A 12,729-nucleotide genomic window follows, 5' to 3' on the forward strand; every position below is an offset into this window, starting at 1 on the left:
TCTTTAACAAGCTTTTATTTATTCTTTTTTATTGTTTTATTTTTAACCCTGCCCTTATTGCTTGTAATCAATACATTACAAATAAATTTTATTTTTAAATATTTAATGTTTTTGTCCTTATTATTTATACTGTATTTAAAATGCTATTAACCTATCTGTCAAATACTAAAAATATAATGATGATTATTCTGGAGTTATAATCGTTTTAAAAAACACTCTAGATTTAATAGCCTTGAACTTTAAAACAGACCTTAACTCAGCTTGTTTGTTTTATTTTGTTACATTAATCAATACTATTTTACCAATGTTTAGAATCGACACAGCATCATTTTTGCCTTTTACAAAGAGATTTAGTGGAAAGCCTGAACACCTAAAAGTAAATGCTAAAAATCTTTATTCTTTAAAGAAAGAAGTTCCATACAACACCGAACCTAACTTTGAAATCTCGGAATGGCGTATTTGGTGCAGAATAATAACTGCGTCCTGTAAAAGCAGCATTGAAATGTTCTGCCTTTAAGTAGATTCTTGTTTGTCTAATTTTTGCATTCACAAAAAAATCTAAGCGAGGAAAACCTCCCAACTCTTGATCGTTTTGTGTATAAAACTCGGCTAAAAGCGGATCATAAGCATCCATATTATAAGCCGTAAAATAATTTAAAGTAATTCCTGTTTGGAGGTACATTGCTTTTTTAAAAACATGATTAGAATAATACAAAGTATTCCTTGTTATTATCTGAGGAATGTTAAATACTTGGTTTTCATCTATAACATATTGGTACATTACTGTATTGTTAAGTGCGAAATTTCTGTATTTAATTTCTTTATTTGCTTTTAGCCTTAAATAGGTTATTGTTTTATCGTTTTGAAAAGGTCTTACTTGATTAGTTGTCTCGTCTTTAGTAAAATACACATAATCGTTTATTGTTGTTAAATCTAAACTAAGGTCAATAAGCTTTTGAGATTTTATGTTAAGAGATAATTGTTTAGTTTTAATAGTATTAAACTCGTTTTTCCAATTATAATTCACATAATCACTTTGATATAATAGTGTGTTATAATTTGGAGCAGCAGTATTATGATTAATTTGGGCAGCAACACTTAGATCATTGTTAAATCTATAAGAGGCTTGTGCTTTTATAAAATTTCCGCCAAAATCACCAGATACATTTACTCCTAATTCTCCTTGAAGATTAAAATCTTTAATTTGCTTTTTATATTTACCTCCTAAAGCTAAAATACCTCCTTTCAATCTGTTGGTTATCGTATTTCCATTCAACACCACTAGCTTATTGTATCCATAATTATAATTTGTATGACTTGCATTGAATTGTAAATCACCAAAAATGTTACTTGAATAATTTAATTGTAATTGGTTAGATAACTCTTCTAAAGTCACTCGGTCTCTAAGATTACTTGTTCTAAAACTTGTTCCGAAAATATCATTTTGAGAATCTTGTTCAAATAAATAGCTTTTGTCTTTTAGGGACATTATATGTGCTACATTTAGGTTGCTTTTAGAAATAGAATCAGACTTATTTATTATATTGTATTTGTGGTTTAAGTAAAACCTTTTACCTTTTAATGTGTTTTGGGCATCTTCGAAATTTACTTCCAGTACTCCTCTATCGTTAAAATCTTCTTCTCCAGATTCAAAAAACAAAACATTCTCATCTGTTAAACCTCCATTTTCTTCGTTAAAGAGGTCTTGAGAAACAAAATGCATATTCGCAACATATTTATTGTTCTTAGTTTTATAGCTAGACGTAAATCTAAAATTACCTGTACTTGTTAGAATATGTTGATAATTACCCAAAGAGCGCAAACCTTTATAAGCAACAGAAAAATTAAATTGCTTAGATGTATTAATAGTAAAGAAAGCATCTAATAGCTGGCCTTGCTCGAAAGCAGACTTATACATTAACTCTGTTAATGGTGTTGGTACATGAAAATAGTTTATGTCTTCAATTTCCATATAATTAAAATGTCTTGCTCGTGCTCCAAATTCTGGCATTAAAGAAATACTCTCAAAGTTTTTACTAAGCGTATTATAAGTTTGACCAATATTAGAAAAAGGAATTAAATTAAATTCGTCTTTTCTAAGGTAGTTGTATTTGTACTCTTTTTGAATGGTAAGTGTTGTATCGACATATGTGGTGTCGTTTTTATGTGAGATAATTAAATAGTCTGTAATTTTAGCATCTAAATTTTTTAAATTCTCATTACTTGTACTTTTTGTGCTTAATTGTGATAAACTGTCGTTTCTAACATTTCTATCACCAGAAAAATTATTAATATCCTTACCGCCTTGCCCTATTGTAGGTTTTGGAGTTGTTTGAGCATTAGAAACACTAACAAAACAAATTAAAAAAAATGCAAAAATTATTTTATTCATTAAATGATATCTATTTTTAACCTGACAAAAATAGGTACAGATTAAAATTTAAAGTTTTGCCAAAAATATGAAATATCTCAAACTGTTTGGCAAATAAACTCAGAAACGTATAATTACAATTAATATTACTGTTTTTTGTTAAGAATTACATAAATGCTAAAATTAAAATATTCAAAATTTAAACTAGAATGTGGAACAGACGAGGCAGGAAGAGGATGCTTAGCTGGACCTGTAACTGCTGCTGCTGTAATTTTGCCAAAGTCCTTTAAAAACGAAGTTTTAAACGATTCTAAACAACTCTCGGAAACTAAACGCGAGGTACTAAAACCAATTATAGAAACCCAAGCCATAGCTTTTGCTTTTACCCATGTTTACGAATATGAAATAGATAAAATAAACATTCTTAACGCTTCTATTTTAGCCATGCAACGTTCTATTTTACAATTAAATCCAAAACCAGAATTTATAATTGTAGATGGAAATAGGTTTAAGCCCTTACAGGATATTCCATTTAAAACTATCGTAAAAGGCGATAGTAAATTTTTAAGTATTGCTGCAGCATCAGTTTTAGCAAAAACCCACAGAGATGCTTATATGCTTAAAATTCATCAAGAATTCCCAATGTACAATTGGAAACAAAACAAAGGCTACCCAACAAAAGAACACAGAGATGCTATTAGAAAATATGGCCCAACAAAATACCACAGAAAAAGCTTTAGACTTTTACCTGAACAATTAAAATTAGAATTGTAATTTTGATTATGCTAAAATACTTTAATCATAGAATGAAAAATTTAAGTTTTACTATAGTTTTTTTTATACTGCTTGTGAGTTGTAACACGAACAGCAATAAAAACGCATCTGAATATGATTTTATTCCTGAGGAAGCTTCAATTATTGTAATAATTAATGACACCGAAAGTCTTGAAACTAATCTAAAAAACAATGGTTTTATTAATGGCCTTTCTAAATCTTCAATGTATAAAAATGCTTCAAAAAAACTAAACCACTTAGCCTTAATAAATACAGAACATCCTATTATTATTTCTTTTTTAAATGATAAAAACGATAGCCTTCAATTTACAATAACGACTAAACAAGTACCTAATATTTTTGAGACAGACTCACTTTCAAATCATAAAATTGAAACCTTACAAATAGCGAATACAACTGCTAAAAAAATAACTTTTAATAATCAAGTTTTATACACAACTTTTAAAGACAGCATAGCCATTGGTAGCTCAAGCAAAAAACTATTAGAGGCAGCAATCACAAAAAAAACCAAAAACGAAACAAGGCTAAAAGTTATAAATACTCTAGATAATAGCAAGTCTGTTTCTGTAGTTTTAAATGACACTAATGGTAGTCTGGTGCGCTCTATATTTAATTCTGAAGTTTTACAGTTTAAAGATTTTAGTGACTACACTTCGTTTGATGCTGTTATTTCCCAGGACGAAATTCTTTTCAATGGTATTACTAAAGCAGCAGATTCTTCAAAAAAACTCATTAATATCTTTAAAAACACAATTCCACAAGTCAATGAATTAGCTAAAATTGCACCAAATAATTGTGATGGCTTTTTAAGCTTTACTTTTAATAACTTTAAAACCTTTAAAACCAATTTAGATACTTTTAACAAAAAGCAAGACAGTACAACTTTAACTCCTTTATTCGATAATATTATTGAAGTAGGAACCATCTACCTTGGTGAAAACCAAGCTGTAGTTTTAAACTCAATCGATGTTATTTCTACTAAAGAAAATCTATTAAGTGAACAAAACATAATTGAAACCTACAGACAGGTTCCAATTCACGATTTCAGTAAACCGGAAGTATTTAATAATGTGTTTTATCCATTAATTAATAATAGCGAAACCAATTATTATTGTACCATTGACCAATTTTTTATTTTTGCAAAAAACACTGAAGCACTAGAAAACATTATTGCAAATTATCAAAACAAAACAACTTTAAGTGATCGTGAATATTACACTAATATCACCAATAATTTAAGTACCGAATCTTCAATACTACAGGTTATAAACAACAATAAACTGAAAGATTTAATAGATCTAAATCTAGACGTTAGTTTAAATAATAATTTTGAAGACTACAAAGTTTCTGCGTTACAATTTGTTTACGATTCGCATTATGCACACCTTCATGGAGCCATTAAAAAAAATAAGATAAAAGCCGAAGCCAATGCGGTTACAGAGCTTTTAAATATTAAACTTGATGCCGATTTGTTAAACAATCCGCAATTTGTAACAAACCACAGAACAAAGCAAAAAGAAATTGTAATTCAAGACATAAACAACAAACTATATCTTATTTCTAATAATGGTAATATTATATGGAAAAAACAACTTGATGGTCCTGTTTTAGGCAAGATAGAACAAATAGACAGTTACAAAAACGGAAGACTTCAATTAGTGTTTGCCACACCAAACAGCGTTTACTTATTAGATAGAACTGGAAAAGATGTTTCTGGATATCCTCTAAAGTTTAACGACAAAATAACCCAACCGCTTTCTGTATTCGATTACGATAAAAACAAAAACTACAGACTGTTTGTAACCCAAGGACCATCTGTTTTATTATACAATGCTCAAGGCAAAACAGTTAAAGGTTTTCAATTTAAATTAGCTAAAAATACCATAAACCATCAACCACAGCATATAAGAATTGGTAATAAAGACTACATCTTAATTAAAACAGATAAGACGCTTCATATTCTAAATAGAAGAGGACAAACACGAGTAAAAGTATTAAAAGACCTAGAATTCTCTAACAAAGCCGTTTTTAATTATAATAACACCTTTACAACAACAACTAGAGATGGTAAAATAGTAAGTATCGATCAAAAAGGTAACGTAACTACAAAACCCGTTGACCTAACTAAAAACCACCATATTACTACAACTACAAAAACTTTGGTGTCTCAAAACGAGAACATTCTTAACATTAAAAGTAAAAGACTAGAGCTCGATTTAGGCAACTATTCTCCTGTAAAAATATTTTATATAAAAGATAAAATTTACGTTTCTGTAACAGATTTACAAGCACAAAAAGTATTGCTATTTGATAGTCAAGCAAAGCCTATAGAAAACTTTCCTGTATATGGAAACTCTGCCATAGAACTAGATAATATTGATAAAGACGATAGCTTAAAATTTATTACAAAAGGAGATACTAATAGCATTTTACTTTACGAAATAAATTAGAATTGGCTTTAGCTAAAATAAATAATTAAAAACCATATTATTCAAGATGATTAATCGTAACCAAGCAAGCATTTCAAAATTTATAATTCATAAAGTTGGCAACAAACATAATGACACAAAAAATGCGTTTTCACATAAAGAAGTGCATTTCGACGAAGACAGTTACGAGCTAATGTTACCTTTTTTACTAAGGCCTTTTGGAACCGTTGTACAAAGTTATCGTTTTAATCACCACGCAAATGTAGACCTCAATGAAATTAATGCATATTCTAAGAACATTTTCGAAGATGATGATGCTTTTATAGAAACCTCAAAAAACATTGTAAAACACCTGTACGAGCAAAGCGACTCTGCGCAAATAAAAACTGGAGATGTTTTGGTAGCTGTTTTTGAAGGTATAGAGTATAAAGAAATGGTAACCAATGCTATTGGTATTTTTAAAATTGAAAATAAAATTAATTTCTTTCAAACCTATCTCGAAAATAACAGCTACGATGTCTTGGTACAAAAAGGGATTTCTAGTAAAAAAGTAGATAAAGGTTGCTTGATTCTTAATCAAAAAGACATGGAAGGCCATATTATTTTAAGTGTAGACAACAACAGTTACGATGCGCAATATTGGTTAGACAAGTTCTTAAACATTAAGTATGCAGATGATATGAATAATCACACACACAACTACTTAAACATGTGTAGTGCTTTTTCTACCGAAATTTTAAAACCCAGCTATGGAGAACAACAAAGAAATATCTTTTTAGCCAAAACCATTGACTATTTCAAGGAAAATGAAGTTATAAATATAGAACGTTTTAAAGAAGACCTTTTTACAGAAGAAAAACACATTAGACAATTTGAAGACTTTAAAAAAGAATATGAAGGCGAGCAAAATGTATTACTACGTAACCAATTTGATCTAGCTGAAGCAGTTGTAAAAAAAGACAAAAAGAAAATTAAAACAGACATAAAACTAGACACTAACATACAAATAAAACTAGATATCGATGCGCCAGATGCAGCTAGCGAATACCTAGAACGTGGTTACGACGAGGACAAAAAAATGCACTATTACAAAGTGTTTTTTAATGCAGAAGGCTAAACATAAAAAATTAAACAATGGGTATATTAATAGGCATTTTAATTAGACTAATCACTTTTCCTGGTGTAATTTTAGATTTAATAGTTAATATCTTTTCTGCAAAATTACTTGATTTAGAAATTACAGAAATTAACTACGCTTCCATTCTTACAGGAAATCCTGTTAAAATTAAAGAAGACTCTAAGTACTATAAACTTTTTCTATTTTCTATCATTCCATTTGTAACACTAACCTTAATTGCTATTCCGTTATGCTACAAAGCTGTAGAATATAACAAAGGCACTGCCTTTTTAACCTGTGCATGGCTTGGTATTTCTATAGCTGCACAATCTTTTCCAGAAACAGATATTGGTAAGCTAATTTGGAAACGTACAAATATAGAAGTTAAAAACAAAAATTACATCTCTATATTAGGTTATCCATTTGTAATATTTATTTACTTTTTTAGAATTCTTCATGTGTTCTGGCTCGATATTCTTTATGGTGTTGGGCTAATGTTTTTAATGGATTATTACTTTTTTAAGTAATTAAAAATGAATTTTATTGCAAAAGGAAAGTATAATAATGAAATAAAGGTTTAATAAATTGTTACTGGACTTTGTTAAAAAAATAGCTATGTTAGAAATTAAACTAAATGCTGATATAAACATTTAATCAATTTCAAATCAGCTAAATAGCAAGTTTAATTTTAAAATCTTAAGTTTATTCAACAAATTCAGCCTCAAAAAGTGTGGTAAAATGCCTCAATAATTTGCTTTTAACTTCAGCTTCATCAATAGTTTTCTTACCTAACTCAACGTTTAGCGAAGTCACAGCTTTTCCTCGTATACCACAAGGTATAATATTATCAAAATAACCCAAATTAGCATTTACATTTAGCGCAAAACCATGCATGGTGACCCAACGGCTAGCACGAACTCCCATAGCACATATTTTTCTAGCAAATGGCGTACCTACATCCAGCCAAACACCAGTTTCTCCTGGAGACCGCTCAGCTTTTAAACCATATTCTTCAAGTGTAAGAATTATCATTTCTTCTAAAAAACGTAAGTATTTATGTATGTCTGTAAAGAAGTTATCTAAATCTAAAATTGGGTAGCCCACAATTTGTCCTGGTCCATGGTAGGTAATATCTCCACCTCTATTTATTTTATAGAAAGTGGCACCTTTTTCGGTCAATTGTTTTTCGTCTAATAACAGATTAGACATATCACCACTTTTACCCAAGGTATATACATGAGGATGCTCGACAAATAAAAAGTAGTTATTGGTTTCTAAACCAGCAGCTTCTCTCCTATTTTTAATTTTAGTATCTAAAATACCTTTAAATAATTCTTCTTGGTAATCCCAAGTGGCTTTAAAATCTTTAGTTCCTAAATCTTGAAGTACAATTGTTTTATTCATAGACTGCAAAATTACGATAAATTTAAATCAGCTTGTCATTTCAAATGTTTTTCTTGATTGAAATGAAAGAAAAAGGCATCAAGAAGTATGGCAACTAAAAACTACTTATTCGGGTTATTTAAGATTACCAATGCCGCAATTACGCCTGGAACCCAACCGCAAAGCCATAATAAAAAAGTGATTACTATTGAGCCACAACCTTTATCTAATACAGCTAAAGGTGGACATATAATTGAAAGAATAACTCTCCAGATACTCATAATATAAATTTTAATGATTGATGATGTATTAATAGGACGCAAACTATTGTGTTTTGTTACAAAGCAATTATCTTTGCAGGCTTAAACACATATATTATGTCACAATTATCTGAGCAAGAGCTCGTACGAAGAGAAAAGCTAGTAAAGCTTCGCGATATGGGAATTAATCCATATCCAGCAGATTTATTTCCAGTTTCAGAAACGTCTAAAAGCATAAAACAGAACTTTAAAGACGGTAAACAGGTAGTAATTGCTGGTAGATTGATGGCAATTAATATACAAGGAAAAGCTTCTTTTGCACAATTACAAGATTCAGAAGGACGCATTCAAGTGTATTTTAATAGAGATGAAATTTGTCCTGGTGAGGACAAAGATTTATATAACTTAGTTTTTAAAAAATTATTAGATTTAGGAGACTTTATTGGTATTGAAGGCGAACTGTTTACCACACAAGTTGGAGAAAAAACAGTTATGGTAAAAGACTTTAAAATGCTAAGTAAAGCATTAAAACCATTACCTATACCAAAACAAAAAGATGGTAAAACTTACGATGCGTTTACAGACCCAGAAATGCGTTACAGACAACGTTATGCAGATTTAGCAGTAAATCCACATGTAAAAGAGGTCTTTATTAAACGTACAAAGTTATTTAACGCGATGCGTAATTTCTTTAATAATGCTGGATATTTTGAAGTAGAAACTCCAATTTTACAACCTATTCCTGGAGGAGCAGCAGCACGTCCATTTATTACACACCACAACAGTTTAGACATTCCGTTATACATGCGTATAGCAAATGAGTTATACTTAAAACGTTTAATAGTTGGTGGTTTTGATGGTGTTTATGAGTTTTCTAAAAACTTTAGAAACGAAGGTATGGATCGCACTCATAATCCAGAGTTTACAGCTATGGAAATTTATGTGTCTTACAAAGACTATAATTGGATGATGGATTTCTGTGAGAAATTATTAGAACATTGTGCTATTGCTGTTAATGGAACAACAAAAGCTACTTTTGGTGAACATGAGGTTGACTTTAAAGCGCCTTATGCTCGTGTAACCATGGCAGATTCTATTAAGCATTTTACAGGTTTCGATATTAATGGCAAAACAGAAGCTGAAATTTTTGATGCTGCAAAAGGTATGGGAATTGAAGTAGATGCAACCATGGGAAAAGGAAAATTAATTGATGAAATTTTTGGTGAAAAATGTGAAGGTAATTACATACAACCTACCTACATAACAGATTACCCAAAAGAAATGAGTCCGTTGTGTAAAGAACATCGTGACAATCCTGAATTAACAGAGCGTTTTGAGCTTATGGTTTGCGGAAAAGAAATAGCAAATGCCTATTCTGAATTGAATGACCCAATAGACCAACGCGAACGTTTTGAACACCAATTAAAATTGGCTCAAAAAGGAGACGACGAAGCCACAGAGTTTATAGACGAAGACTTTTTACGTGCTTTAGAATACGGTATGCCACCAACATCTGGAATGGGAATTGGTATGGATAGATTAATTATGTTTTTAACTAATAACCAAAGTATACAGGAAGTCTTATTTTTTCCGCAAATGCGTCCAGAAAAGAAAGCGGTTGCTATGAGTGACGATGAAAAAGCAGTTTTCGAAATCTTGAAAAAGAATTCACCTATTGATTTAAATACATTAAAAACACAGTCTGGTTTAAGCAACAAAAAATGGGATAAAACCATTAAAGGATTAACCAAAATTGGTGTCGCTAAAGTTAGCAAAACAGATGATGGTTTGTTTGTTGAAATGGTTTAATAAACTTGTCATTCTTGCGAAGGCAGGAATCATACAAAACAGAGAGGAATTACAGAAATGTAGTTCCTTTTTTATTTTAATTTATTAATTATAAAATTTTATCAATTCCTTCCAAATACGCCTCAAAAGTCACAAGGTTATTATGGCTTCCTTTATCAATAGTTATAAAATTAACTTGGTCCTTTTTTGCTTGTTCAGCTAATTTTACTCCAAATTGATAAGGCACAATTTTATCTTCTGTACCATGAAAAATAGTAATTGGACAGGTAATATTTTTAATAAAATCTTCTGAAGGAAATTTATATTTCAACAACCATTTTATTGGAAATACAGGAAATCTATGCTTTGCAACAGCTGTAATACTAGAATATGGTGTTTCTAAAATAAGCTGTTTGGCTTTGTTTTTTGAAGCCACGTAAGTTGCAATACCTGTTCCTAAAGAGCGACCATAAATGGTAATTTCTGAAGCTTCATATTGTTTTAATAAATAGTTGTAAAATAACTGCGCATCATTATAAAAAGCTTGCTCACTTAACTTGCCTTTGCTTTTTCCGTAGGTACGATAATCCATAATCAAGACATCGTAGTTTTTTGCAACAAAAAACTCACTCACTTTAGACCAACGCGATAAATCGCCAGCATTAACATGAAAATATAACATAACACCTTTGGGTTTTTCAACTTTATAATGAATAGCATTTAAAGTCACATTGTCTTCTGGTTCAAGCGTTATTTCTTCAAAATTATAAACCGAAGTATATTTATAATCTTCTGCTAATACTGTTGGTAAAAAGAGTAGTTTTTCTTGAAACATGTAAAGGACTATTCCTATTAAAAAATATAAAAAAGCAACAATTTTAAACGCTTTTATAAGCTTATTTTTTGCTCTTTTTGTGGGAGTGTATAACATTAATACTTGTGGTTGATAAATCTATTGGTTCTTGCTTTGTGGTTATTATATCACGAATCATTTTATGGTAGGACTCAAAATTATTAAGATTTTTATGTCCTCCACCAATAACGCTATGTAGTTTGGTGAGTTTTGGGTTGACTTTAGAGAGTTTAATACTACTTTTAAAAGGAATCAACTTATCGTTCGTGCCATGAATAATATGTATAGGACATTGTACATATTTTAACCATTTATAAGTTGGTAATGGATATTTTAAAAGTACAGACAAAGGCATAAAAGGCATATAACGGCTTGTCACTTTTGTTAGGCTGTAATATGGAGCGTCTAAAACCAACATTTTAGGATTATTTATAGAGGCTAATTTGGTAGTAAAACCAGATCCTAGAGAGCGACCGTAAATAATAATTCTGTCTTCTGTAGTTTGCTCTTTTATTTTATTATAAACTTCCTGCAAATCCCGTTTTATGGCTTTTTGAGAACGTCTGCCAGTGCTTTTTCCAAAACCTCTATAGTCTACCATGAGAACACTGTAACCATATCTTGTAAAATCGACAGCAAACTTTCCCCAACCTTTAATGCTTTTAGAATTCCCTTTTAAATACAATACTAAACCTTTAGATTCTGCTTTAGGTTTAAAAAGTACACCATTTATAATGGCACCATCTCTAGTTTCGAGATTGTACTCTTTTGTTTCTTGATTATCGTATAGAAACTGAAAGTCTTTAGGTAATTTTTCTGGCTTAAATAAAATATAATCTTGCAAATAATATAAAGCTACACTAATAACAATATATACTATTACAACAATTATAAAGGTATGTAACCAATATGGCATAAGTTAAATTTAACCAACAAGATAGAAAAAATAGTTCTTATTAAGAATGAAGACTTTTTAAAAAAAGACTACCTAATATATTAAGAAGGAAGTTTTTTTAAAAACAGGCTTGAAAGTAACTTATAATACCAGTTTTTATTTGTCACATTTATGCCGTTTTCTCTTAAATCTCTGATTTTATTAATTGATTTAACAACTCTAAAAATGAGATAGGCTATTAGCAGAAGAGTTATTATTGTAAACGCCATGTTTTAATATTGATTTTTTTTTAAATGTAATAAATAAAATTACTTGAATAATAATTTTTAAAATTATTTGCTTTTTATTCGTTGTGTTGTTCTATTATAACGACAAAAAAGCTTCAGAAATTATTCTGAAGCTTTTTAAAAAAAATAAAACTTATTATTATAATCCTAGGGCTTCTAAACCTTGTTCGAAAACAACATCAACAGGAATACTTGCCTCGCTTAAACGGTCTAAATCTTTTTGCAACTGTTCTGGAATGCTTCCGTAGTTTTCTATAAATTTCACAACACCAAGAACGTGTAATAACCTATTTGCAATTTGTTGAACGCTATTATAAAAAACCAGACAGTATAAAAACCATACATTTTAAAAATAAAATGGAAGCCGCTTTTATTTGGGTAGAAGCTAAACGTGAAGATATTTTTGTAATGAGCTTTTTTGCATGGTTAAAAAGCAAAATAGAAAACAAACCTTTATATAAGGCAACATTAGAGTTGGTTACAAAAGCTCAAGCTGTTAATTAATACTTAAAAAAACATTCTTGATTTAAACCTTTTTATTATTTTAGTGT

General features: G+C 29.8%; 12 protein-coding genes. 6 read left to right on the forward strand and 6 right to left on the reverse strand.

The window, feature by feature from the left end; translation table 11 throughout:
* Positions 1-400: 400 nt before the first annotated feature.
* Positions 401-2,392 carry a putative porin gene (locus P8H50_RS04565; RefSeq protein WP_300206069.1) on the reverse strand — a complete coding sequence of 664 codons (1,992 nt, stop codon included), beginning with the start codon at positions 2,390-2,392 and terminating at the stop codon, positions 401-403.
* A 153-nt stretch (positions 2,393-2,545) separates the two neighbouring features.
* Between P8H50_RS04565 and P8H50_RS04570 the strand changes: the two genes are divergently transcribed.
* From P8H50_RS04570 to P8H50_RS04585, 4 genes are read left to right on the forward strand one after another with little or no spacing between them, the layout of a single operon-like run.
* Entirely contained in the window at positions 2,546-3,145 is a 600-nt protein-coding gene (locus P8H50_RS04570; RefSeq protein ID WP_300206071.1) for a ribonuclease HII, read from the forward strand.
* Positions 3,146-3,177: 32 nt separating this feature from the next.
* Positions 3,178-5,616: a ribonuclease HII gene (locus tag P8H50_RS04575; RefSeq protein ID WP_300206072.1), complete on the forward strand. Its 2,439-nt coding sequence runs from the start codon at positions 3,178-3,180 to the stop codon at positions 5,614-5,616.
* Between the two features lie 46 nt (positions 5,617-5,662).
* Complete coding sequence (locus P8H50_RS04580) at positions 5,663-6,712, forward strand: nucleoid-associated protein (RefSeq protein ID WP_300206074.1); 1,050 nt, start codon at positions 5,663-5,665, stop codon at positions 6,710-6,712.
* A 17-nt stretch (positions 6,713-6,729) separates the two neighbouring features.
* Positions 6,730-7,239: a hypothetical protein gene (locus P8H50_RS04585; RefSeq protein ID WP_300206076.1), complete on the forward strand. Its 510-nt coding sequence runs from the start codon at positions 6,730-6,732 to the stop codon at positions 7,237-7,239.
* Between the two features lie 175 nt (positions 7,240-7,414).
* On the opposite strand, the gene lipB is transcribed toward P8H50_RS04585, so the two are convergent.
* A complete protein-coding gene (gene lipB / locus P8H50_RS04590) occupies positions 7,415-8,116 on the reverse strand; it encodes a lipoyl(octanoyl) transferase LipB (RefSeq protein ID WP_300206078.1) in 702 nt (233 codons plus the stop codon).
* A 101-nt stretch (positions 8,117-8,217) separates the two neighbouring features.
* Entirely contained in the window at positions 8,218-8,376 is a 159-nt protein-coding gene (locus P8H50_RS04595; protein ID WP_300206080.1) for a YqaE/Pmp3 family membrane protein, read from the reverse strand.
* Between the two features lie 96 nt (positions 8,377-8,472).
* Here P8H50_RS04595 and lysS point away from each other — a divergent pair, with 96 nt between their 5' ends.
* Positions 8,473-10,164 carry a lysine--tRNA ligase gene (gene lysS / locus P8H50_RS04600; RefSeq protein WP_300206081.1) on the forward strand — a complete coding sequence of 564 codons (1,692 nt, stop codon included), beginning with the start codon at positions 8,473-8,475 and terminating at the stop codon, positions 10,162-10,164.
* A gap of 88 nt (positions 10,165-10,252) precedes the next feature.
* Here lysS and P8H50_RS04605 read toward each other — a convergent pair whose 3' ends face one another.
* The 3 genes from P8H50_RS04605 to P8H50_RS04615 all read right to left on the reverse strand — a co-directional run bounded on the left by P8H50_RS04605 (position 10,253) and on the right by P8H50_RS04615 (position 12,443).
* Positions 10,253-11,074, reverse strand: coding sequence for an alpha/beta fold hydrolase (locus P8H50_RS04605; RefSeq protein ID WP_300206083.1), 822 nt, complete (start codon positions 11,072-11,074; stop codon positions 10,253-10,255).
* Positions 11,040-11,912 (reverse strand): alpha/beta fold hydrolase, encoded by an 873-nt coding sequence (locus tag P8H50_RS04610; RefSeq protein WP_300206085.1) that lies wholly within the window; start codon positions 11,910-11,912, stop codon positions 11,040-11,042. The genes P8H50_RS04605 and P8H50_RS04610 overlap by 35 nt, the downstream gene beginning before the upstream one ends.
* A gap of 405 nt (positions 11,913-12,317) precedes the next feature.
* Positions 12,318-12,443, reverse strand: coding sequence for a hypothetical protein (locus P8H50_RS04615; RefSeq protein WP_300206087.1), 126 nt, complete (start codon positions 12,441-12,443; stop codon positions 12,318-12,320).
* 26 nt (positions 12,444-12,469) lie between these two features.
* Between P8H50_RS04615 and P8H50_RS04620 the strand changes: the two genes are divergently transcribed.
* Positions 12,470-12,682 carry a hypothetical protein gene (locus tag P8H50_RS04620; protein WP_300206089.1) on the forward strand — a complete coding sequence of 71 codons (213 nt, stop codon included), beginning with the start codon at positions 12,470-12,472 and terminating at the stop codon, positions 12,680-12,682.
* The last annotated feature ends 47 nt before the right edge of the window (positions 12,683-12,729 follow it).

Origin of the sequence: Lacinutrix sp. (assembly GCF_029238095.1) — a bacterium.
Taxonomy (GTDB): Bacteria; Bacteroidota; Bacteroidia; order Flavobacteriales; family Flavobacteriaceae; genus Lacinutrix.